At 62.5% G+C, this 21,646-nt stretch carries 18 protein-coding genes; 13 read left to right on the top strand and 5 right to left on the bottom strand.

Annotated elements, in window-relative coordinates; translation table 11 throughout:
• Positions 1 to 8: 8 nt before the first annotated feature.
• The 8 genes from ACIPZC_RS09550 (at position 9) to ACIPZC_RS09515 (ending at position 9,042) form a co-directional block, all read left to right on the top strand.
• Entirely contained in the window at positions 9 to 533 is a 525-nt protein-coding gene (locus ACIPZC_RS09550; protein ID WP_241803660.1) for a serine O-acetyltransferase, read from the top strand.
• A gap of 61 nt (positions 534 to 594) precedes the next feature.
• A complete protein-coding gene (locus ACIPZC_RS09545) occupies positions 595 to 1,569 on the top strand; it encodes a glycosyltransferase (protein WP_400626451.1) in 975 nt (324 codons plus the stop codon).
• A gap of 10 nt (positions 1,570 to 1,579) precedes the next feature.
• Entirely contained in the window at positions 1,580 to 2,536 is a 957-nt protein-coding gene (locus ACIPZC_RS09540; protein ID WP_400626449.1) for a VirK/YbjX family protein, read from the top strand.
• Between the two features lie 79 nt (positions 2,537 to 2,615).
• Positions 2,616 to 3,818, top strand: coding sequence for a glycosyltransferase family 4 protein (locus tag ACIPZC_RS09535; RefSeq protein WP_400626447.1), 1,203 nt, complete (start codon positions 2,616 to 2,618; stop codon positions 3,816 to 3,818).
• On the top strand, positions 3,815 to 5,002 hold the full coding sequence (locus ACIPZC_RS09530) for a glycosyltransferase family 2 protein (RefSeq protein WP_400626445.1): 1,188 nt from the start codon (positions 3,815 to 3,817) through the stop codon (positions 5,000 to 5,002). The genes ACIPZC_RS09535 and ACIPZC_RS09530 overlap by 4 nt, the downstream gene beginning before the upstream one ends.
• Positions 5,003 to 5,749 carry a WecB/TagA/CpsF family glycosyltransferase gene (locus ACIPZC_RS09525; protein WP_400626443.1) on the top strand — a complete coding sequence of 249 codons (747 nt, stop codon included), beginning with the start codon at positions 5,003 to 5,005 and terminating at the stop codon, positions 5,747 to 5,749.
• Between the two features lie 170 nt (positions 5,750 to 5,919).
• Positions 5,920 to 7,338, top strand: coding sequence for an undecaprenyl-phosphate glucose phosphotransferase (locus ACIPZC_RS09520; protein ID WP_400626864.1), 1,419 nt, complete (start codon positions 5,920 to 5,922; stop codon positions 7,336 to 7,338).
• Between the two features lie 42 nt (positions 7,339 to 7,380).
• Complete coding sequence (locus tag ACIPZC_RS09515) at positions 7,381 to 9,042, top strand: phosphoethanolamine transferase (protein WP_400626441.1); 1,662 nt, start codon at positions 7,381 to 7,383, stop codon at positions 9,040 to 9,042.
• On the opposite strand, the gene ACIPZC_RS09510 is transcribed toward ACIPZC_RS09515, so the two are convergent.
• Positions 9,043 to 10,008 (bottom strand): LysR substrate-binding domain-containing protein, encoded by a 966-nt coding sequence (locus ACIPZC_RS09510; protein WP_400626439.1) that lies wholly within the window; start codon positions 10,006 to 10,008, stop codon positions 9,043 to 9,045. It lies immediately after the preceding gene.
• A gap of 146 nt (positions 10,009 to 10,154) precedes the next feature.
• Between ACIPZC_RS09510 and ACIPZC_RS09505 the strand changes: the two genes are divergently transcribed.
• Positions 10,155 to 11,531 carry an L-serine ammonia-lyase gene (locus tag ACIPZC_RS09505; protein WP_400626437.1) on the top strand — a complete coding sequence of 459 codons (1,377 nt, stop codon included), beginning with the start codon at positions 10,155 to 10,157 and terminating at the stop codon, positions 11,529 to 11,531.
• 1 nt (position 11,532) lies between these two features.
• On the opposite strand, the gene ACIPZC_RS09500 is transcribed toward ACIPZC_RS09505, so the two are convergent.
• From ACIPZC_RS09500 to ACIPZC_RS09490, 3 genes are all read right to left on the bottom strand, one after another.
• The gene (locus ACIPZC_RS09500) at positions 11,533 to 12,828 is read right to left on the bottom strand and encodes an FAD-binding oxidoreductase (RefSeq protein ID WP_267816371.1); all 1,296 of its coding nucleotides are present in this window, start codon (positions 12,826 to 12,828) and stop codon (positions 11,533 to 11,535) included.
• A gap of 14 nt (positions 12,829 to 12,842) precedes the next feature.
• Entirely contained in the window at positions 12,843 to 13,931 is a 1,089-nt protein-coding gene (locus tag ACIPZC_RS09495; RefSeq protein ID WP_400626435.1) for a polyamine ABC transporter substrate-binding protein, read from the bottom strand.
• Between the two features lie 64 nt (positions 13,932 to 13,995).
• Positions 13,996 to 15,354 (bottom strand): glutamine synthetase family protein, encoded by a 1,359-nt coding sequence (locus ACIPZC_RS09490; RefSeq protein ID WP_012314747.1) that lies wholly within the window; start codon positions 15,352 to 15,354, stop codon positions 13,996 to 13,998.
• Positions 15,355 to 15,504: 150 nt separating this feature from the next.
• Between ACIPZC_RS09490 and ACIPZC_RS09485 the strand changes: the two genes are divergently transcribed.
• Both ACIPZC_RS09485 and ACIPZC_RS09480 read left to right on the top strand, forming a co-directional pair.
• Positions 15,505 to 16,413, top strand: coding sequence for a helix-turn-helix domain-containing protein (locus tag ACIPZC_RS09485; RefSeq protein WP_267816367.1), 909 nt, complete (start codon positions 15,505 to 15,507; stop codon positions 16,411 to 16,413).
• A gap of 59 nt (positions 16,414 to 16,472) precedes the next feature.
• Positions 16,473 to 18,386, top strand: a complete 1,914-nt coding sequence (locus tag ACIPZC_RS09480) for an AAA family ATPase (RefSeq protein WP_400626432.1) — start codon at positions 16,473 to 16,475, stop codon at positions 18,384 to 18,386.
• A 184-nt stretch (positions 18,387 to 18,570) separates the two neighbouring features.
• On the opposite strand, the gene ACIPZC_RS09475 is transcribed toward ACIPZC_RS09480, so the two are convergent.
• Entirely contained in the window at positions 18,571 to 19,956 is a 1,386-nt protein-coding gene (locus ACIPZC_RS09475; protein ID WP_400626430.1) for an aldehyde dehydrogenase family protein, read from the bottom strand.
• 105 nt (positions 19,957 to 20,061) lie between these two features.
• On the opposite strand from ACIPZC_RS09475, the gene ACIPZC_RS09470 reads away from it, so the two are divergent.
• Positions 20,062 to 20,928, top strand: coding sequence for a LysR family transcriptional regulator (locus ACIPZC_RS09470; protein ID WP_400626862.1), 867 nt, complete (start codon positions 20,062 to 20,064; stop codon positions 20,926 to 20,928).
• 172 nt (positions 20,929 to 21,100) lie between these two features.
• Positions 21,101 to 21,622 carry an acyloxyacyl hydrolase gene (locus ACIPZC_RS09465; RefSeq protein ID WP_400626428.1) on the top strand — a complete coding sequence of 174 codons (522 nt, stop codon included), beginning with the start codon at positions 21,101 to 21,103 and terminating at the stop codon, positions 21,620 to 21,622.
• Positions 21,623 to 21,646: the final 24 nt, after the last annotated feature.

Genomic DNA, 21,646 nt, shown 5'->3' with positions numbered 1-21,646 from the left:
GTGAAGCCATGTTCCAGAACATACGCGCGGACTTACGTGCACACGGTGGAGATTGGGGTGCCCAGGGCTTCTGGGTCCTGGTGGTCTATCGCTTTGGCCGTTGGCGCTACGGGGTGCGGCCGGCGCTTCTGCGCAAGCTGCTGTCGTTTGTCTACAAGGTGCTGTTCAAATTCGTGCAGATCATCACCGGCGTCGAATTGCCGTGTGAAGTGGTGATCGGCCGCAATTTCGTCATCGATCATTTCGGCGGCATCGTCATCAGCGGCTATGCGCGATTCGGCGATGACTGCCGGATCCGCAACGGTGTGGTGGTCGGCCTGAAGAACGTCAATGAACCGATCGCACCCATCTTTGGCAACAACGTCGATATCGGCGCCGGGGCCAAGGTGCTGGGCAACATCCGCATCGGCAACAACGTCGCGATCGGCTCCAACGCTGTGGTGCTGATCGATGTGCCGGACAACTCACTGGCCGTGGGCGTACCCGCGACCATCAAGGCGAGAAAACCCAGCGAAGCGATGGAGTTCACATGAACCAGGCAATGGCTGACCGTACACGGGGTGGTTTCATCAAGCGTTGCGAGTGAGGTCCAGGGTGACAGGCATTGGCGTAGTGGTTATCGGCCGTAACGAAGGCCTTCGTCTGGAGCGCTGCCTGGCGTCGTTGGCAGGTCGTGCGGACAAGGTGGTGTACGTCGACTCAGGTTCCACGGATGGTTCCGTGCAACGGGCATCGGCCCTGGGTGTCGAGGTGCTGACGTTGGACATGAGCAGACCTTTCACGGCCGCGCGTGCACGCAACGAGGGCTTCGCCTGCCTGCAAAGGGCCCTGCCTGCCGTGCGCCTTGTGCAGTTCGTCGACGGCGATTGTGAAGTGGATGCCGGCTGGCTCGCCACGGCGCGAGCCTTTCTCGACGCCCACCCGCAGGTGGCGGTGGTGTGTGGGCGGCGCCGCGAGCGCTTTCCCCAGCACTCGGTCTACAACTGGCTGTGTGACCTGGAGTGGGACACCCCGGTGGGTGAAACCAAGGCCTGTGGCGGTGATGCGCTGATGCGTGTGGATGCCTTCGTGGCCGTCGCTGGCTATCGCTCGGCGCTGATCGCCGGGGAGGAGCCCGAGCTGTGCGTGCGGCTCAGGGCGGCGGGGTGGAAGGTCTGGCGCCTGGCTGCTGAAATGACGTTGCACGATGCCGCCATGACACGCTTCGGCCAGTGGTGGCGGCGCAGCGTACGCGCAGGCTACGCCTATGCCGAGGGTGCCTGCCTGCATGGGGCGCCCCCGGAACGGCATTGGCTGCGAGAGTCACGCCGTGCCTGGTTGTGGGGCCTGGGCATTCCACTGCTGGTTGCACTGGCAAGCGTCTTGGCGGGCCCGTGGACACTGTGGTTGCTGCTGGTCTACCCCTTGCAGATGCTGCGCCTGGCGCGCCGTGGCGGCAGGTCGGCGCGTGAAAACGCAGTGCAGGCGGCCTTTCTGGTGCTGGGCAAATTCCCGGAGATGATGGGCCAGATGAAGTTTGTGCTGAACAGGTACACGGTCGGCAACCCGGCGTTGATCGAGTACAAATGAGAGGCCTAAGATGCTCGGATCGTTAGCCAGAAGCGTCCTCACCTTGCAACCGGGCTACTCGCTGCGGGCGCTCAACAACAAGTACAAGCTGGGCGCAGCCATGATCAGGCAGTGGCCGGACTTGCGCACCTTCATGCAGCGCATGTCCGCTGCGCTGGGCAACGAGCGCTTTGCCAGGCTAGGCGTGGACTGCATCGGGGTGGTGCAGTGGCCATACATCAGCAAATGCTGGGATGCCCGTGAGCGGCTCGATGTGGTGGCCTCGCACTATGAGGTGGTCGTCAGCCAGTTGCCGGCACTGTTGCTGTTGGGGCGCGAGGAGCGCCGAGTGGTCTGTGACCTGTCGGCCTACTCCAAGGATTGCGCTCTGGTGCTGGATCGGCCGATCTGGTTCAAGCGTGAGGGGGAATTGGTGATCAACCTGTTCCAGGCTGATCTGCGCGTGGCGTCGTTGGCGTTCACCCTGTGCCGCACAGAGGGCGAGTTGTGCCTGTTCATTGGCGCCGTGCAAGGTATTCATAAAGGCATCGACAGCGAAACCTCCCTGAACATCTACCGTGACCTGACCAAGGATTTCGAAGGGTTGCGCCCCCGAAGCTTTCTGCTCGAAGCCCTCAAGTGCCTGGCCAGAACGGTCGGGGTCGCGCGCATCCATGCTGTCGGTGATCAGTGCCGGCACCACCGCCACCCCTATTTCGGGGTTGATAAGGCTCAGGACCTGGCAGCCAACTATGATGTGATATGGCAGGAGAGCGGTGCCGAGGCGTCGCTGCGTGAGGACTTCTTCGAGCTCCCCCTGGCGCCTGCCAAGCGTAATCTGGAGGACATCGCGCCGAAGAAGCGCGCCATGTACAGACGACGCAACGCGCTACTGGACGACGTTTTCGCCAAGATAGAGGCAGCACTGCCCGGCACCACCGCGCAAACAGCGCTGCCGTTGCATCCTCAGCTAGCCTGTAGTCAGTGAGCCACAGCATGAGGTAAAGGTCAGGGCGTCGCCGAAGCGGCCCGACCCTATCAGTAAACGGATTTCGATTTGGGGGCGTATGCGCATTGCTTATTTCATCAATCAGTATCCCAAGGTCAGTCACAGCTTCATTCGTCGCGAAATTCTGGCGCTCGAACGTCAAGGCATGGAGGTTCAACGCATCGCCCTGCGGGGTTGGGACGCCGAGTTGCAGGACGATGAAGATATCGCCGAGCGGGGCAAGACCCGCTACGTGCTGCAAGGGGGCCTCAAAAGCCTGCTCAAACCGATGCTGCAGGTAGCGCGCGCCGAGCCGCGGCGTTTCCTTTCCGCGTTGCGCCTGGCGTTGAGCATGGGGTTGCGCGCCGATCGAGCCTGGCCTTATCACCTGGTCTATCTGGCTGAAGCGTGCCGTGTCGTGCAGTGGCTGAAAAGCGCTGCTGCTGAGCACGTGCACGCCCATTTCGGTACCAATTCCACCGAGGTGGTCATGCTGGCCAACACGCTCGGTGGCCCCCGCTACAGCTTCACCGTGCACGGGCCGGAGGAGTTCGACAAGCCGCAATTCCTGCACATGGCAGAGAAGGTACGCCGCGCCGCATTCGTCGCTGCGGTGAGCTCGTACGGGCGCAGCCAGTTGTTTCGCTGGGTGGCCCATGAGCACTGGGTCAAGGTGAAGGTGGTGCATTGCGGCCTGGAGCGCAGTTTCCATGAAGGCCCGGCCATCGCGCCCCCGGCAGCGCCGCGGCTGGTTTGCGTAGGGCGCCTGTGCGAGCAGAAGGGCCAGCTGCTGCTGCTTGAAGCCGCCCGGCGCTTGTTGGCCGACGGGGTGGCATTCGAACTGGTGCTGGCCGGCGATGGTGAAATGCGTGAGCAGATCGACGCGTTGATCGCCCGCCATGGTTTGCAGGGCCAGGTGCGCGTCACTGGCTGGATCAGCAGCGCCCAGGTCCGGGAAGAAATCCTAGCTGCCCGCGCGCTGGTGCTGCCGAGTTTCGCCGAAGGGCTGCCTGTGGTCCTCATGGAGGCCATGGCCTTGCGTCGTCCGGTATTGACGACCTTTGTCGCGGGCATCCCCGAGCTGGTTCGACAAGGGGAAAACGGTTGGCTGTTCCCGGCAGGCGAAGTGCAAGCGTTGGCCGAGGCCATGGCGGATTGCCTGGCGCAGCCTGCCCAAGCCCTGCAGCAGATGGGCCAGGCTGCCTACGAGCGCGTGCTCCAGCGTCACGATATCGATACCGAAGCGGCCAGGCTGGTTCGCTATTTCAAGGCAATTGCATGATTACTTTATTGAGTTGGCTGTTAGGCATCGTGGCATTGCTTGTGCTGCTGCCGGTGCTGGTGCTGTTGGTCCAGGTGCTGTTGGCTTGCCTGCCGGCGCGGCCGGTGCCACAGCTCAAGGGCGCACGGCCACGGGTGGCGGTGCTGGTACCGGCGCACAACGAGGCGCTGGTCATCGCGTCTGCACTGGCAAGCATCGCCGGGCAATTGCGCGAGGGCGACCAGTTGCTGGTGGTGGCGGACAACTGCAGCGACGATACCGCCGCATTGGCGCGGGCTGCCGGCGCGCAGGTGATCGAGCGTCAGGACCCGCACCTGCGTGGCAAGGGCTATGCGCTGGACTACGGCGTACGGCATCTGGCGCACAACCCGCCGCAGGTGGTGTTGATCATCGACGCCGATTGCCAGGTGAGCGCCGGTGCCGTCGAGCGCCTGGCGCACAGTTGCGTCGAGTCTGGCCGGCCGGTGCAGTCTTTGTACCTGATGCATGCACCTGCAGGCGCCGGGCTGAAAGTGCAGGTCGCCGAATTCGCCTGGCGCGTGAAAAATCTGGTGCGCCCGCGTGGATGGGCTCGGGCAGGCTTGCCGTGCCAGTTGATGGGGGCGGGCATGGCGTTCAGTTGGCAGGACGTGACAGCGGCCAACCTGGCGACCGGCCACCTGGTCGAAGACATCAAGCTGGGCCTGGAGCTGTGCCGCGATGGCAAACCCCCGCTGTTCTGCCCGGCGGCCACTGTCACCAGCCAGTTCCCGACCAGCCAGGAAGGCCTGAACAGCCAACGCACCCGCTGGGAGCATGGCCACTTGGGGTTGCTGCTGACGGAGGGCCCCGGGTTGATCCGCCGCTCGCTGGCGCAGGGTAACTGGCCGTTGCTGGCCATGGCCGTGGACCTGCTGGTACCGCCCTTGGCGCTGCTGGCCTTGGCCATGGTGGTGGTGTTCAGCGTGGCATGGCTGGCATTTGCGGTCTTCGGCATTGTACTGCCGGCAGTGCTTGCCACCATCAACCTTGCGCTGTTGCTGGCCGCGGTGGTGTTGGCCTGGTGGCGCTTCTCGCGTGAGGTGATCCCGTTTTCCGTATTGCTGTATGCGCCGTTCTACGCGGCGAAGAAGGTTCCCCTGTACCTCGGTTTTCTGCTCAAGCGCCAGGTTGAATGGGTGCGCTCGAAACGGGATGACAGCTGAATGGACGCATGGCCTTGGGTGCGACGCTGGAAGACGATCATCGACAAGCTGCGCGTGGTCGATGACGCCGCTGATGAGCGGCAGGTGCTGCAGGCACTGAGCGCGCCGCGCACGGCAACGGTGTTGGGCTTCGTCAATGCCCATGCCATGAACCTGGTGGCTGCCAACGCCGACTACTGCACCGCGCTGGCGGCAGCGGACGTGCTGCTGCGCGACGGGTCGGGCATCGCGATACTGTATCGGCGCCTGGGGCTGGCGCCCGGGCTGAACATGAACGGCACCGATTTCATTCCCGAGTTGCTCGCTGCGTTCAACGGCAGGCGGGTAGCGTTCTGGGGCACCCAGGAGCCGTACCTGAGCCGGGCCGCCGACCAGGCCGAAGCGCTTTACGGGGTAAACGTCGTGTCGCTGCATGACGGCTTTGCCAGTATCGACACCTACATCGACCTGGCGCAGCAGCAGCCGGAACTGATCGTGCTGGGCATGGGCATGCCCAAGCAGGAGAACGTCGCAGCGCGCCTGGCTGAATTGGGCAGGCCCTGCCTGATCGTCTGTGGCGGAGCGATCCTGGATTTCATGGGCGGCAAGGTCACCCGGGCGCCGGACTGGTTACGCCGCTTGGGCGGCGAATGGGTGTACAGGCTGAGCAGGGAGCCCAAGCGGCTGTTCGTACGCTATGTGGTCGGCAATCCGCTGTTCCTGCTGCGGGCGTTGCTGTTCAACAAAGCGAGCCTGACAGGGCCGTGAGCGAGGCGGATTGATCCCCGCACTCCCTGCTGGGTACTGCTACAGTGATATCAAGCGGCGAGGGGGTCGTGGCAGCTTTTTTGACTGATCTGGTGTTGGATCTAAGGTTGGTTGTATCGCACGGGTGTAATGGCAACAGGTGGGTCACGCACATAAAAAGAGGCCTCATAATGGTATTCGAGCCTAGAAGCAGCCGTTCTTTGCTGCAGCGAAGAAGTAGTGTGAGTAACGCCATTCAGGCCGGCCTCGATGGCATCGCCGTCACCAGTGTTGCGTGGTATCTGATCTATGACCAGTTTGGATATATTACTTCAGACTACGTGATCATGCTGTTGCTGCTGATAGGTGCGCTGGCCGTCATTTATGATCACTATGCCATTTATCGTAGTAACGTTGGCCTGTCCGTCAAAGCCTTCCGGTTGTTCAAGGCGTGGTCTGCCACGTTTTGTTTCTTAGTGGTTATCGCGTTTCTCACCAAACAGAGTGAAACCTATTCGCGGCTGTTGGTGGTGCAGTTGTTTGTGTTTGGTTACATTGCCCAGTTGCTCCTGCATATTGTGGTGCGCGAACTGCAAAAGCGCTTTACTGCCCATGCTCGCCAGGACAACGCGTTGATTATCGGCGGGGGCGACCTGGCGAACTTCCTCTACCAGAAAATCAGCAACAACCCTTGGTTCGGTGAGCGGGTGGTCGGTTGTGTGCTGATCGATGAGCAACTCGATGGGCCGGACACGGCCGATGCAAAGTTGCGCCTGCCTGTATTGGGCCGTATTACCGACCTGGACGAGCTCATCGCCAAGCACGCGATCCGCACGGTCTATCTGGTGACGCCGCTGGGCGGCTCTGAGCTGATCAACGATGTCTACCTGAAACTCTTGGACAAGTGCATTGCGGTCAACTGGGTGCCCGATATCTTCTCGCTGCGCCTGATCAACCACAGCGTCCGTGAAATTGCCGGCATCCCGGTATTGACGTTGTCGGAAACCCCGCTCACCGGCATGAGCCTGTTCCTGAAGAACCTGGAAGACCGCGTGCTGGCTGCGTTCATTCTGCTGTGTGCCTCGCCGGTACTGCTGGTGGTGGCCGCGATCATCAAGTTCGACAGCCCGGGGCCGGTGTTTTTCCGCCAGGAACGTACCGGGTGGACGGGGGAGTCGTTTCGCATCTGGAAGTTTCGCAGCATGCGCGTCCACCAACCCGACGCTGGCGTGGTCCAGCAGGCGCAGAAGAATGACCCAAGGCTCACCCGGGTCGGCGCCTTCATCCGGCGCACCAGCCTGGATGAGTTGCCGCAGCTGTTCAATGTATTGACGGGCGAGATGTCGCTGGTGGGTCCACGCCCGCATGCGCTGCAACACGATACGTTGTACTCCCAGGACATCGTCGACTACTTCGCCCGCCACAATATCAAGCCCGGCATGACAGGCCTGGCACAGGTGCGTGGCTACCGGGGGGAAACCAAGGACATCGAACAGATGATCCAGCGGGTGAATTCGGACATCGAGTACATCAACAACTGGTCGCTCTGGCTCGACTTCGTGATTCTGGTTCGAACGCTCAATGCCTTTACCGGCAAGCAGGCCTACTGAAGCCGCTACTCGACCACGTGCCATCCAAAGGGGCAGGGATCCATGAACAGGTTGTCTTGGCTGGGCGGGGTTGTGTCGAGGGTAGCGAAGGCCGAGTGGCCGATTTTTCTGTTATGGGCGTTTCTGCTGTCGCCGTTGTTCGTCAAGCTGTTGGTCGAGTGCAATTGCTCGAAAATGGATTTGTTGGTCATCTACACACTGGCCATTTCAGTGTTATGGCTGCTGGCCACGCGGTTCGTTTCAGCCAATCAATTCAAGGTTCATCTTCTGTTGTTGCCATTCTATCTGGCGGCCAGTGTCGACCTGTTCCTGGTTCTGAACTTTGGTTCGCGCTTGACGGCAGCCTATCTTTTTATCGGGCTGACCAATTATAAAGAGGCGACTGATTTTCTCAGTACCTACTGGCATTCGATCAGTGCGGTACTGCTGGTATTCGTGCTGTGTTATGGCGTTGGCTTGGCTGGCTTGTACCGGCGCACGTTTTACAAGAACAAGGCGATTTTTGGCTTGACGATAAGTGCCTTGTTGGTCGGGTATGGCGCCTATTTCTACAAAACCGTCAAACTCAATTCGCTGGGCAAGAGTGCAGTCCTGGACCTGGCAGCCAAGGATCAAAGTACCCCGGTAGGTTATTTGTCGCAAATCGGCTTGACGGTCACGTTGTATGCCGAGTCCAAGCGCTATATCAAACAGCGCCTGGAGTCCGAGGTGAAGATAACTGCAGTGTCGGACGCCGCTGATGTCGAGACCCTCGTGTTCGTCATCGGCGAGTCCTCACGGCCACACAACTGGTCGCTGTATGGTTACCACCAACCCACCACGCCGAACCTCGACAAAGCGGCGGGGGTGTTCAAGTTCGACAGCATGTGCACCACGGCGCCGTATACATCGGTCGCCGTGCCCTCATTGCTCAGCCTGGCGCCGATCAAGCACTGGGACCTGATCGCCTCGACCAAATCCCTGGTTGGCATCTACCGCGCCGCCGGCTACAAAACGTACTGGCTGTCTTCCCAGGAAGTCGACAGTTTTGGCGGGATCATTCCGCAGATTGCTGCTGAGGCGCAGACCCGCCAATACTTTGAGCGCAGCTACGACGGCGCCTTGATGCAAGCCTACGAAGACATCATCCAGCAGGGCGGCAGGCAGAAACAGGCAATCTTCATTCATATCAAGGGCAGCCATTTCGATTATGCCCGCCGCTACCCACGCGAGTTCGGCAAGTTCAAGCCGGCGAGCGACAGCGCGAAGGACCGGATCACCGCAGATTACGATAACTCGATCCTGTACACCGACTGGCTGTTGGGCCGGATCATCGATCAACTGAAAAGCAGCCAGCGCAAGGCGTTGTTGGTCTATTCGTCTGACCATGGCGAGAATTTGCTGGATGACAGCCGCGGTCTGTTGGGCCATGGCATGGGCAATGAGTATGACCTTTCGGTGGCCGCGTTCATCTGGGCTTCCGGCAGCCTGCTGCAGCGGCAGGCGCACGTGCTGCACAAGCTCAAACAGCGGGAAGGGCAAACCGTCAGCATTTCCTCCCTTGCCCATACGTTGTTGAACATCACGGGCATTTCCATGCCGGGTTATGACAGCGCCCAAGACCTGTTGAGCGACAACTTCGTCCCGTCCAAATGCCCACATGTGCTGGCCGGTGAGTACGTGCCCTCGTTTGATTTCGATGTGAAGCGCGTTGCAGTGGAATGATCACGCGGGTGTGCCGGTGGTCACGTCACGTGCTTGAACAGGGTGCTGCATGCGAAAGCTGTTGGCCTCTTCCACCAGCCAGTCGTGCACCGCACGAGCGCCCGGCTGGTTCAGCCCGCCTGGCGGGTAATGCACCACATAGCGCTTGTGGTTGGCGATCGGCACACCGAACGGCACGATCAATGCGCCCCGTTCAAGCTCATCATTGAGTAAGGTGCGGCGGGCTATGGCCACGCCGATCCCGGCGATCGCCGCTTCGATCGTCAAGTGATTGCGGTTGAAGGTATGCCCGCGTCGCACGTCCAGCCCTGGCGCACCGATGCCCTCCAGGTAGAACTCCCATTCGGCAAAATCCGAACTGCCGCGCCAGGCGGTGATGTCGTGCAGCAGGGGATAGTGGGCAAGGTCTGCAGGCCCGTGCAAGGGCGGGCGGCCGCGCAGCAGGGCTGGCGAGCAGACGGGGAAGACCTGTTCATCCAGCAGCGGCGTCGAGAGCATGCCCGGGTAGCTGCCATCATTCAGGTCAATGGCCAGGTCGAAGTCGCCTGGGTTCAGCGCCTGCGCGCTGTCTTCGGCCACCAGACGCAACTCGATATCCGGATACCGCTGCTGAAAGCGCGGCAGGCGCGGTGTCAGCCACTTGGCCAGGAACGAGGGAATCGAGCGTACGCGCAAGGTGCCGCGGATTTCGCCGGCATCCAGGCGCAGCAGTTCGGCTTCGATGCTGCCGTAGGCCTCGGCCACGGTCTGCGCCAGGCGCTGCCCCTCGGCGCTCAGCTCAACCCCGCGTGCACGCCGCAGGAACAGGCGGTAACCAAGGCGCTCTTCCAGTTGGCGCATCTGCTGGCTGACCGCGCCGGGGGTGATGTGCAATTCCTCGGCGCACCGGGTGAAGGAGAGGTGCCGGGCTGCACAGGAAAAAACATGCAGCCAGACGAACATCTGGCCGTTCATTTGTCGTCGCATCGTTTAGCTCTGCTAAAGGCTTGCTTAGAAAGTTTCGTTGGTCATCAACAGGTGAGCGCGGCAGTATCGCCCAACTTCGCAGTAGCGTTCAATTTATCCAGACAGCCGCGTAACGGTGTTTCAGCCCGGCGCGGTCAGGCATTAGCATGGCTATCAGTGTTTTCGATCTTTTCAAAATCGGCATCGGCCCGTCCAGCTCTCACACCGTCGGCCCCATGCGGGCAGCCGCCACCTTTGCCCAGGCACTGCGCACCCATGGCTTGCTGGGCCAGGTGCGGCGTATCGAAGTGCGCCTGTACGGTTCGCTTTCCGCTACGGGCGTGGGCCATGCCACAGACCGCGCCTGCCTGCTCGGCCTGATGGGGCAGTGGCCGGACCGCATCGACCCGGCCACGATCGACTCACGTATCGCTCAGGTGATGCAGGAGCAATGCCTGATGCTCGACGCCAGCCACCCGCTGACCTTCATGTATGCACGCGACATGCTGCTGTTGGACGAGAACCTGCCCTATCACCCCAATGCCATGACCCTGGAGGCCATGGGCGAGCAGGGCAGCCTGCTCAGCCAAACCTACTATTCCGTTGGCGGCGGCTTCATTGTCGAGCAGGGTGAAATCGACGCGCCGCACAACCAAGCGGCTGCTGTGACGCTGCCCTACGAATTCTCCAGTGCGGCCCAGTTGCTGGCGCTGTGCAAGGCCCATCAGCTGAGCGTTGCCCAGTTGATGCTGGCCAATGAATGCGCGTGGCGCAGCGAAGCCGAGGTGCGCGAAGGGCTGCTGCGGATATGGGCCGCAATGCGTGAGTGCGTCGACAACGGCCTGCGCAACGAGGGCATTCTGCCTGGCGGGCTTGGCGTCAAGCGCCGCGCTGCACGCTTGCATCGCAGCCTGCAGGAACTGGGCAAACCCAATGTGATCGGCTCGACCCTGAGCGCGATGGAGTGGGTCAACCTGTTCGCCCTGGCGGTCAATGAAGAGAACGCCGCCGGCGGGCGCATGGTCACCGCGCCAACCAACGGCGCGGCGGGTATCATCCCTGCGGTGCTGCACTACTACATGAATTTCAATCCCGCCGCCAGCGACGACGATGTGGTGGCGTTCCTGCTGGCCGCTGCCGCTGTCGGCATCCTGTGCAAGAAGAATGCATCGATCTCCGGTGCCGAAGTGGGCTGCCAGGGCGAGGTGGGTTCGGCATGCTCGATGGCCGCCGCCGGCCTTGCCCAAGTGCTGGGCGCTACACCCGGGCAATTGGAAAACGCCGCCGAGATCGCCCTGGAACACAACCTGGGCTTGACCTGTGACCCGGTCGGCGGGCTGGTCCAGGTGCCGTGCATCGAGCGCAATGCGATCGCCGCGGTCAAGGCGATCAATGCTGTGCAGATGGCCTTGCGCGGTGATGGCGAGCACTTCATCTCGCTGGATCGGGTGATTCGCACAATGCGTGATACCGGCGCCGACATGCATGCCAACTACAAGGAAACCTCGCGCGGTGGCCTGGCGGTGGCGTTCGTCGAGTGCTGAGTCAGCCCAGCACCTCGCGCACCCGATACCACAGCATCCCCAATGCCAGCAGCGGCGAGCGCAACGCCTTGCCGCCCGGGAAGGTGAGGTGGGGCACGGCGCTGAAGACATCCAGCCCCTGGCTGTGCCCCACCGCGATCCCTTCAGCCAGCAGCCTGGCCGTCCAGTGCGTCACGTTCAGGCCATGCCCGGAGTAGCCCTGGGCGTAGTAGACATTCGGGTACTGGCTCAGCCGCCCGACCTGTGGGAAGCGGTTGGCGGTGATGCCGATCATCCCGCCCCACTGGTAATCGATGCGTACCTCGGCCAGTTGCGGGAACACCTTGAGCACTTTGGGCCGCATGTAAGCGGCGATGTCCTTCGGGTCGCGCCCTGAATAATGACAGGCCCCGCCGAACAGCAGCCGACGGTCTGCGGTGAGGCGGTAGTAATCCAGGCCGACCTTCTGGTCGCACATCGCCATGTTCTGCGGTATCAGCGCCTTGGCCACGGCCTCGGGCAGTGGCTCGGTGGCCACCACGTAGCTGCCGGCAGGCAGCACTTTACCGCTCAGGCGTGGCTCCAGTTCGTCGAGGTGTGCGTTGCAACCGAGCACCAGGCTGTGTGCCCTGACCTTGCCCCGAGCGGTGTGCAGGGTGACCGTGGCGCCGTGCTCGATGCGCAGCACCGGGCTCTGCTCGAAAATGCGTACCCCCAGGCTGTGCGCCGCGCGCGCTTCACCCTGGACCAGGTCGAGCGGGTGCAGATGGCCCGACCCCATGTCCACCAGCCCGCCGGCGTACTGGTCGCTGGCAACGATTTCGTGCAGCCGCTCACGCTCGACCAGGCGCGTTTCATGGCTATAGCCAAGTTCCGCCAGGTCGCGTTGCTCGTCCTTGAACGCCGCGAACTGGGCAGGTGTATTGGCCAGCTCGCAGAAGCCCCAGCGCAGGTCGCAGGCAATGCCGTACTGCTCGATGCGCCTGGCCACCAGGGCCACCGAGTCGATGCCAGCCTGTTTCAGGTAGCGCACGCCATCCTGGCCGACGTAGCGGGCAAAACCGCTGACGTCATGGCCGATGCCGCGGATCAGCTGGCCACCGTTGCGCCCGCTGGCGCCCCAGCCGACGCGCCGGCCTTCGAGCAGGATCACCGACAGGCCACGCTCGGCCAGCTCCAGCGCGGTATTGACCCCGGTCAGCCCACCGCCGACCACGCACACATCCGCGGTCAGTTCGCCGTCCAGGCTAGGGTAGGGCGCGGTATCGCGCGCGGTGGCGGCGTAGTAAGACGCAGTGTGTTGGGTATCGAATGGCATGGCGCGCTCTCGGCTCAGCGGTTGGACTTGATCTTGCTCCAGGAACGGGTCATGACACGCATGATCTTCGGGCTCGGCGTGCTGGAAATGTACAGTTTGTCCAGCACCTCCTGGGGCGGGTAGATCTCGGGGTTGTTGACCAGCGATTCATCCATGTAGGCCTTGGCGTCGGGGTTGGCATTGGCATAGCCGACCGTGGCGCTGACCTTGGCGATCACCTGCGGTTCGAGCAGGTAGTTGATGAAGGCCAGCGCCTGCTCGGGGTTGCTGGCGTCCTTGGGAATGGCCAGCAGGTCGAACCACAGGTTGCTGCCTTCCTTGGGGATGCTGTAGGCGATGTTCACGCCGTTTTTCGCCTCGACTGCGCGGTGGGCCGCCTGGAACACGTCGCCGGAATAGCCGAACGCGATACAGATGTCGCCGTTGGCCAGGTCCGAGACATATTTGGACGAGTGGAAGTAGGTGATGTAAGGGCGCAGTGCAAGCAGGTGCGCTTCGGCCTTGGCGTAGTCAGCCGGCTTTTCGCTGCGCGGGTCCATGCCCAGGTAGTTGAGCATGGCTGGGAACAGTTCGTCGGGCGAGTCCATGAAGGCCACCCCGCACTGTTTGAGTTTCTTGAGGTTCTCGGGCTCGAACAGCACCGCCCAGGAATCGATACGCTCGATCCCCAGTGCAGCTTTGACCTTTTCGACGTTGTAGCCGATGCCGTTGGTGCCCCACAGGTAGGGCACCGCGTACTGGTTGCCGGGGTCGTTCTGTTCGAGTTGCTTGAGCAGTTTGGGGTCCAGGTGCTTCCAGTTCGGCAGCTTGCTGCGGTCCAGTGGCAAGAAGGCGCCGGCCTGTGCCTGGCGGGCGAGGAAGTGGTTGGACGGCACGACCACATCGTAGCCGGTGCGCCCGGCAAGCAGTTTGCCCTCCAGGGTTTCGTTGGAGTCGAATACGTCATAGACCACCTTGATCCCGGTCTTGGCCTGGAAGTCGGCCAGGGTGGTATCACCAATGTAGTCGGTCCAGTTGTAAACGCTGACCGTGGGCTCAGCCTGGGCGGCTGCACCGAACAGCAGGGTGAATGCTGCGGGAATCAGGGCTTGCAGATGACGCATGTCGACACCTCGTTGGTCTTGTTCTTTGCGTTGGGTGGTAGGGGCTGCACAGCAGCCCCGAAGATCAGACGCTGAGCAGCAGGAATTCACGCTCCCACGAACTGATCACACGTTTGAAGTTTTCATGCTCGGCACGTTTGACCGCCACGTAGCCCTGGACGAACTGCTTGCCCAGGTAGCGCTGTACGGTCTGGCAGTCCTCCATGTGTTGCAGCGCGTCCTCGATGGTGATCGGCAGGCGCAGGTTGCGCCGCTCGTAGGCGCGGCCCTGTACTGGCGCACTGGGCTCGACCTTTTCGACCATGCCCAGGTAGCCGCACAGCAGGCTCGCGGCGATCGCCAGGTAGGGGTTGGCGTCGGCGCCCGGCAGGCGGTTTTCCACGCGCATGGCGTCCGGGCTGGAGGTCGGCACGCGCAGGCCAGCGGTGCGGTTTTCCTCGCCCCATTCGACGTTGACCGGCGCCGAGGTGTCCGGCAGGAAGCGGCGAAACGAGTTGACGTTCGGCGCAAACATCGGCAGCAGCTTGGGGATGTACTTCTGCAGGCCGCCGATATGGTGCAGGAACAGCTCGCTCATGCTGCCATCGTCATTGGCGAACACGGGTTTGCCGCTGGCGATATCGACCACGCTCTGGTGCAGGTGCATGGCACTGCCCGGTTCATCGGTGATCGGCTTGGCCATGAAGGTGGCCGTAACGTTGTGCTTGAGCGCTGCCTCGCGCATGGTGCGTTTGAACACGGTGATCTGGTCGGCCAGGTCCAGCGCATCGCCATGGCGGAAATTGATCTCCATCTGCGCCGGGCCGTCTTCGTGGATCAGCGTGTCCAGGTCCAGGCCTTGCAGTTCGCACCAGTCATAGACGTCTTCGAACAGTGGGTCGAATTCGTTGGCGGCGTCGATGGAGAACGACTGGCGCCCGCTTTCGGCGCGGCCGGAGCGGCCCAGTGGCACTTGCAGTGGCAAGTCCGGGTCTTCGCAACGCTTGGTCAGGTAGAACTCCATCTCCGGAGCGACGATCGGCCGCCAGCCCTTGTCGGCATAGAGCTTGAGCACCTTCTTCAGCACGTTGCGCGGCGACAGTTCGATCGGGTTGCCCTGTTTGTCGAAGGTGTCGTGGATCACGATGGCGGTCGGTTCGATGGCCCAGGGAATCTGGTACACCGCAGTCGGGTCAGGGCGGCAGACCATGTCGATGTCAGCGGCATCGAGCAGGCTGTAGTAGATGTCATCGTCTACGTAGTCGCCGGTGACGGTCTGCAGCAGCACGCTCTCGGGCAGGCGCATGCCTCGCTCATGGAGAAACTTGGCGGTCGGCGCGATCTTGCCGCGGGCGATGCCGGTCAGGTCGCTGATCACGCATTCGACTTCGGTGATCCGGTGTTCTTTCAGCCAGGTGGAAAGCTGATCGAAGGGGGCGTTCATACAGACCTCTTGGTTGGGTTTTTGTGGCACTGGTGTGCAGGAGCCTTCCCACATGCCGTGCTGAGGGCTATCTTGGGCGCAGCCCCCATGGGCAATCTATCCACTTTCTTCGGCAATGAATGCACCAAAAGAGTGCAATTAGGACGCAGCGTGACAACGCCCAATGCCTTGCAGGTCCAGGCTTTCCACACCACCGATGTCACCGAGCAGGTGCGCGCCACCCCCGGTTGGCAGCAGCAGTACCGGCAGATGTCACCCGGCAACTTCAGCGGCCAGCTGCGTTGCCTGGGCCTGGATGGCGTGCAGGTGTACGAAGAGCGCCTGAACACGCGGGTCGAGCAGTTTTTCCGTGCCCCCAGCGGCGCGTTGGCGTTCTGCTTCGACCGCAGCGAAAACAGCCTGTACCTGCTCAACGAACAAAGCCGGAATATCTGGATCACACCGGAGAACTACCAGGAAGTCGCGGTGGTCTTCGACCAGGCCTTCCTGGCCAGCCACGGCCTGGACCCGCAGCGCCTTGACGGCTTGTTCATGGTGCCGCTGGGCAGCGGCCAGAATGCGCTGTTCGGCAGTTGGCTCAGCGCTACCCTGACCCGGCTGGGGGAAGCGGATTGCCCGCTGGCGGGGCAAGCGTTGGCCGAGCAGTTGCTCGAAGACTGCCTGTTCATCCTGGATAACGCCTGCCAGCGGCTGCAGGGCGGGGCGCTGGGGCGGCGGGGAGAGGAGCGGGCGATCATGCAGCGGGTCAGCGAGTGGGCGGCCGACTGCCCGGAAGAAACCCTCAACCTGGTGGAGTTGGCGGACGTTGCCGGCGTTTCCCTGCGCCAGTTGCAGCAGGCATTCAAGGCCTTTACCGGTATGCCGCCGGCCCATTGGCTGCGGCTTCGCCGGCTCAACGGGGCTCGGCGTGACCTGTTGCGCGGGGGCGGGGTGACGGTGGCCGAGGTGGCCATGCGCTGGTCGTTCTGGCATTTGGGGCGCTTTTCCGAAAGCTACCGGCAGTTGTTCCGGGAGTTGCCCAGCGAGACGCTCAAGCGGGGGCGGCCGGTTCGCGGTTAAACCCAGCATTGCTTCGCCAAAGTTGCTATCGTGCCCGCCCGTTTCCACCCGAGGTCCCGATGTTCTACCTGCCTTTGCCCAGCGATCAGGCCGAGCGCCTCGCCAGCGCGCCCCCTGTCACCGACTTTTTCCCTGACGCCAGCCTGCTGCAGGCGGCCGCCGTGCTGTTCGTGCAGAACCTGCCGCGCCAGCCTGCCAGCCTTTCAGCGGACGCACAGGAACGCCGCTTCGCTGAAATCGTGCGCATCGCCAATGAGGTCGAAGCGGCAGCACCGGGCCGTTTTCAGGGGCAGGTAGCGCAGCTTTTCGACCGCGAAGCGTTTGCCATGGGCCTTGGCATGCTGGGTGAGAACGGCGTCGCGCTGGTATCACCCGAGGTCGACTACGCTGCAGACGATTTTCAGGACGACGAAGGCCAGTGGAACTTCCAGTTCGCTGACAGCTACCGGCAACGGGTCACGCCGTTGCACCCGGTGTACCTGCCGTCGTTGGCCAGCGACCTCATGCTCAGCGATCAGCAGAACCGCCTGCTGCGCGAGTTTTTGTCCGGGGTGGACGAGTCGGTGGCGGTGCAGGGCTTTGCCGGGACTGGCAAAACCTTCCTGATTCACCAGTTCGCGCGCCTGCTCGACCCGCAACGCACGTTGCTGCTGGCGCTCACCGAAAGCCAGCTCAGGGCACTGCGGGCACGGGTCAAGGACGCTGAGGCGTACACGGCGATGACCTTTGGCCAACTGGCCGACGAGATTCTCAACCGCGACCTCACCAGCAACGGTTGGCGCCTGCGTGATCCTTACCGGACCAAGTTGTCCTGGCGCCCGCAGGAGGCGCAGGTGGTGAAATGGCTGGCCATTCCTGATATCGGCCCCTTGGCCGCCCGGGACGTGGTCGCCCTTTGCATCAAGGCCGTGCGCAGCTTTTGCCGTAGCGGTGATAGCCAGATGCAGCTGCATCACCTGCCCTGGGCGGGCCCGGGAACCTCGCCGCTGGATCAGGAAGTGCTGCTGGAAAAGGCCAGGCTGTACTGGCAGGAACTGATTCGCCCATCGTCGCGCGAGATCCAATTGCCGGTGCGTGATTATCATCGGGTCAAACTGTTGTCGCTGACGGCCGAACAGATCGACAGCCGCTATAGCCATGTGATCGTCGATGAAGCCCACGAGTTGTCTGCACCCATGGTCGCCGTGCTCGATCGCAGCCCGCAGTCGGTCATTGCCCTGGGCGATGAACTGCAGAACCTCAATGGCCTGAGCCCGCACCATGGCGGCTTCATCCGCCAGCGTTACATCGACCATTCCTTGCGCGCAGGGCCTGCCATGGACAGCGTGCTCAACCCGTTGATCCAGGCCCACCCGGCGGCCATCCAGGCAGCCTTCAGCGGCAGTGCCGAGCATTACACGCGGGTCAGTTTCTTCGACACGGTGACGGTACCGGCGCAGCCCACGGCGTTGATCGTCGATGACGAGTGGGGGTTGTTCGGTTGGTTCCAGCGCCTTACCCACCAGGGCGTGCCATTCGTGCTGCTGCAAAGCGCACGCAAGGATTTCGAGCTGTTCGTCGAGGATTGCATCGAGTTGTACCGCTACGGCACGCGGCCGCGTCACCCGATGCTGTTTCGTTACCCGAGCTGGCAGGCCCTCGAGCAAGACAAGGGTGAGGACAAGGCGTTCGTTGCCGTGGCCAACATGCTGCGCAAGGGTTACACCCCGGAGCACTTCGCCAAGGCCAAGAGCCGCTACCGCTGGGACAACGCGCCCAAGCTGTTCCTTGGCCGCGTGCGCGATGTGAAGAACATGGAGTTCGCCCGGGTGATGGTCTCGCCGGAGCTGATGGTTGCGCCGGTAACGGCCGGTAATCGCAACGAGCGGGCCCGCATGCTGGCGGGGCTGTACACCGCGTGTTCGCGGGCGCGGCATGAGCTGATCGTGCCGGGGGGGATGCTGGACTGGGTCAAGGACCAGGTCCGCGATTGAGTGGCCGGGGCCGCTGCGCAGCCCAATCGCCGGCAAGCCGGCTCCCACCTGGATTGCGCCGAGTTTTAGAAATGGGTAAGACCGTTGCTTCCACAGGTAAAGCGCAGGCCTGAAGAACTACGCGGTCTCCAGTGGGAGCCGGCTTTCCGGCGATTGGGCTGCAAAGCAGCCCCGGTTCAGCACATCAGTTGCGGTCCAGCCACACGGTTTGGGCGTTGGTGAACTCGCGCACGCCGAAATGCGACAGCTCACGGCCGAAGCCACTCTTCTTCACCCCACCGAAAGCCACGCGGGGGTCAGAAGCACAATAACCATTGATGAACACCCCACCGGTGTCCAACGCTGCCGTCATGCGCTCGGCCAGGGCATAGTCTGCGGTGTAGATGGTCGATGCCAGGCCGAATTCGCTGTCGTTGGCCAGCTCCACTGCATGTTCGGCATCGCGGGCAGTGATGATCGCGGCCACCGGGCCGAACAGCTCCTGCTTGAACGCGGTCATGGCCGGGGTGACGTCGGCGAACACGGTCGGAGCATAGAAGTTGCCCACCCCTTCGAGCTTGTTGCCGCCCAACAGCAGGGTGGCGCCTTCGGCGAGGGTCGCCTGGACCTGTTCATCGAGCTCGTCGCGCAGGTCGTAGCGCGCCATCGGGCCGATGTAGGTGTCATCTTCCAGCGGGTTACCGACCTTCAACTGGCGCGTCGCCTCGACGAACTTGCGGGTGAATGCCTCGACGATGCGCTCTTCCACGATCAGGCGCTTGGCTGCGGCGCACACCTGCCCGGTGTTCTGGTAACGGCCGACCACGGCGGCTTTAACCGCAGCGTCCAGGTCAGCGTCGGCCAGCACAATGAACGGGTCCGAGCCACCGAGCTCGAGCACGCACTTCTTCAGCGCAGCACCGGCCTGGGCGCCGATGGCCATGCCGGCACGCACGCTGCCGGTCAACGTCACGGCAGCGATGCGCGGGTCGTTGATGGCGCGGGTGACACCGGCCGGGCTCACGTTGAGCACCTCGAACACGCCTTCGGGCAAGCCAGCATCTTTGAACAACTCGCCCAGCAGGTAGGCACTGCCCATGACGTTCGGCGCATGCTTGAGCACATAGGTGTTGCCGGCCAGGATCGCCGGTACGGCGCCACGCAGCACCTGCCAGATCGGGAAGTTCCACGGCATCACGGCCAGGATCGGGCCCAGCGGACGGTATTCGATACGCGCTTTTTCCACCTGGGTCGGCTCAGCAGCAAGCATCGCCGGGCCGTGCTCGGCATACCACCGGCACAGGCCGACGCACTTGCTCACTTCACCTCGGGACTGGCTGATCGGCTTGCCGATTTCGCGGCTGATCATCTGCGCGAAGGTTTCGGCTTTGGCCTCAAGGGTGTCGGCCAGGGCAAGCAGGTACTCGCTGCGCTGACCCAGCGACACCTGGCGCCACTGGCGGTAACCAGCCTTGGCACGTTGCAGCGCCGCTTCCAGTGCGGCGTCGGTGTCGAAAGGGTAGGTGCCGATCTGCTCGCCGCTGTGCGGGTCGATGGAGATGGCGTGGGTCAGGCTGCTGATCTCGCTCATGGCTGGACACTCATTGTTGTTCATCGGTGAAGCCAGACTAGTGGGCTAGGGCTTTAATGAAAACTGAATAATAATGAGCGAAACATTCACGTTTGGAGAATGACTGTGGACCTGGTGCAACTGGAGATCTTCAAGGCCGTGGCCGAGCAGGGCAGCATCAGCGCCGCCGCCCAGCACATTCATCGGGTGCCCTCCAACCTGACCACGCGTATCAAGCAGTTGGAGGTAGACCTGGGTGTCGAGCTGTTCATCCGGGAAAAAAGCCGGCTGCGCCTGTCGCCGGCTGGCTGGAACTTCCTCGAGTACACCCGGCGCATCCTCGACCTGGTGCATGAGGCTCGGTTGACGGTGGCGGGCGAAGACCCGCAAGGCACCTTCGCCCTGGGCTCGCTGGAGAGCACCGCAGCGGTGCGCATACCGGCATTGCTGGCCGCCTATAACCAGCGCTACCCGAAAGTCGATCTGGACCTCTCCACCGGGCCGTCGGGGACCATGCTTGAAGGCGTGCTGTCCGGGCGCCTGGTGGCCGCATTCGTCGATGGCCCGTTGCTGCACCCCACGCTTGAAGGCATGCCGGTATTCGAGGAAGAGATGGTGATCATCTCGCCACTCAACCACGCGCCGGTAACCCGAGCGCAGGATGTCAACGGTGCGAGTATCTATGCCTTCCGTGCCAACTGCTCGTACCGCCATCATTTCGAGAACTGGTTCGTCCAGGACCAGGCGGTACCGGGCAAGATCCACGAGATGGAGTCCTACCACGGCATGCTCGCCTGCGTCAGCGCCGGTGCCGGCCTGGCCATGTTGCCGCGCAGCATGCTCGACAACATGCCGGGTTGCAGCACGGTCTGCGCCTGGCCGATGTCGGAGGATTTCCGCTACCTCAAGACCTGGCTGGTGTGGCGCCGGGGTACCGTCTCGCGCAGCTTGAGCATGTTCGTCAAGCTGCTCGAGGAGCGGCGCGCTGGCTGAGGCGGCACTGCACATTAGCCATTAGTGGCAATTTACTTCCAACTTCCTGATTACTTGGACGATAATCAGAAAAGTATTACCTCGTGTGACCGGTTGGATGCACCGGTCACCGTAAAAATCGAGGGGCGAGAAGCCCCCGCTTGCCCGTGTTGACCATCAGGAGATGTCATCGATGAAAACCCGTTTCGCCACTATGCTGGCGGCCGCCGCATTGGCTTTTTCCGGGGCCAATCTGGCCCAGGCCGCGCAGGTGTCCGGCGCCGTGGGCGCCACCAGCCAGGGCGACATGACCTACCGTATCGGCCTGGCCTTCGACTGGGACAAGAAATGGCTGCAAAGCAGCACCGGCTTCGTGTCCGGTTACTGGGACGCGGCCTACACCTACTGGGAAGGTGGTGAGGCCAGCGGTGCCCACTCGCTGTCGTTCAGCCCGGTGTTCACCTACGAATTCAGTGGCTTCACCTACACCCCGTATGTCGAGGCAGGTATCGGCCTGGCAGCATTTTCCAAGACTGATGTCGGTGATCAACGCCTGGGTTCCTCGGTCAACTTCGAGGACCGCATCGGCTTCGGCCTGAAGCTGCCGGGCGAGCAGAAAGTCGGCATCCGTGCCATTCACTACTCCAACGCCGGTATCAAACAGCCCAACGACGGCATCGAATCCTACTCGCTGTTCTACAGCAAGGCGTTCTGAGACTGCGGGCCGCGCCAGCGGCCC

Source organism: Pseudomonas sp. NPDC089743, from assembly GCF_044748785.1.
Lineage (GTDB): Bacteria > Pseudomonadota > Gammaproteobacteria > Pseudomonadales > Pseudomonadaceae > Aquipseudomonas > Aquipseudomonas putida_X.
This window is presented reverse-complemented; position numbering and strand designations above follow the sequence as displayed.

What these genes read in the sequence shown, in the direction of transcription:
- ACIPZC_RS09550 (WP_241803660.1), top strand. Translation starts at nt 9, where the DNA reads ATGTTCCAGAACATACGCGCGGACTTACGTGCACACGGTGGAGATTGG.
- ACIPZC_RS09540 (WP_400626449.1), top strand. Translation starts at nt 1,580, where the DNA reads ATGCTCGGATCGTTAGCCAGAAGCGTCCTCACCTTGCAACCGGGCTAC.
- ACIPZC_RS09535 (WP_400626447.1), top strand. Translation starts at nt 2,616, where the DNA reads ATGCGCATTGCTTATTTCATCAATCAGTATCCCAAGGTCAGTCACAGC.
- ACIPZC_RS09530 (WP_400626445.1), top strand. Translation starts at nt 3,815, where the DNA reads ATGATTACTTTATTGAGTTGGCTGTTAGGCATCGTGGCATTGCTTGTG.
- ACIPZC_RS09525 (WP_400626443.1), top strand. Translation starts at nt 5,003, where the DNA reads ATGGACGCATGGCCTTGGGTGCGACGCTGGAAGACGATCATCGACAAG.
- ACIPZC_RS09520 (WP_400626864.1), top strand. Translation starts at nt 5,920, where the DNA reads ATGGTATTCGAGCCTAGAAGCAGCCGTTCTTTGCTGCAGCGAAGAAGT.
- ACIPZC_RS09515 (WP_400626441.1), top strand. Translation starts at nt 7,381, where the DNA reads ATGAACAGGTTGTCTTGGCTGGGCGGGGTTGTGTCGAGGGTAGCGAAG.
- ACIPZC_RS09510 (WP_400626439.1), bottom strand. Translation starts at nt 10,008, where the DNA reads ATGCGACGACAAATGAACGGCCAGATGTTCGTCTGGCTGCATGTTTTT.
- ACIPZC_RS09505 (WP_400626437.1), top strand. Translation starts at nt 10,155, where the DNA reads ATGGCTATCAGTGTTTTCGATCTTTTCAAAATCGGCATCGGCCCGTCC.
- ACIPZC_RS09500 (WP_267816371.1), bottom strand. Translation starts at nt 12,828, where the DNA reads ATGCCATTCGATACCCAACACACTGCGTCTTACTACGCCGCCACCGCG.
- ACIPZC_RS09495 (WP_400626435.1), bottom strand. Translation starts at nt 13,931, where the DNA reads ATGCGTCATCTGCAAGCCCTGATTCCCGCAGCATTCACCCTGCTGTTC.
- ACIPZC_RS09490 (WP_012314747.1), bottom strand. Translation starts at nt 15,354, where the DNA reads ATGAACGCCCCCTTCGATCAGCTTTCCACCTGGCTGAAAGAACACCGG.
- ACIPZC_RS09480 (WP_400626432.1), top strand. Translation starts at nt 16,473, where the DNA reads ATGTTCTACCTGCCTTTGCCCAGCGATCAGGCCGAGCGCCTCGCCAGC.
- ACIPZC_RS09475 (WP_400626430.1), bottom strand. Translation starts at nt 19,956, where the DNA reads ATGAGCGAGATCAGCAGCCTGACCCACGCCATCTCCATCGACCCGCAC.
- ACIPZC_RS09465 (WP_400626428.1), top strand. Translation starts at nt 21,101, where the DNA reads ATGAAAACCCGTTTCGCCACTATGCTGGCGGCCGCCGCATTGGCTTTT.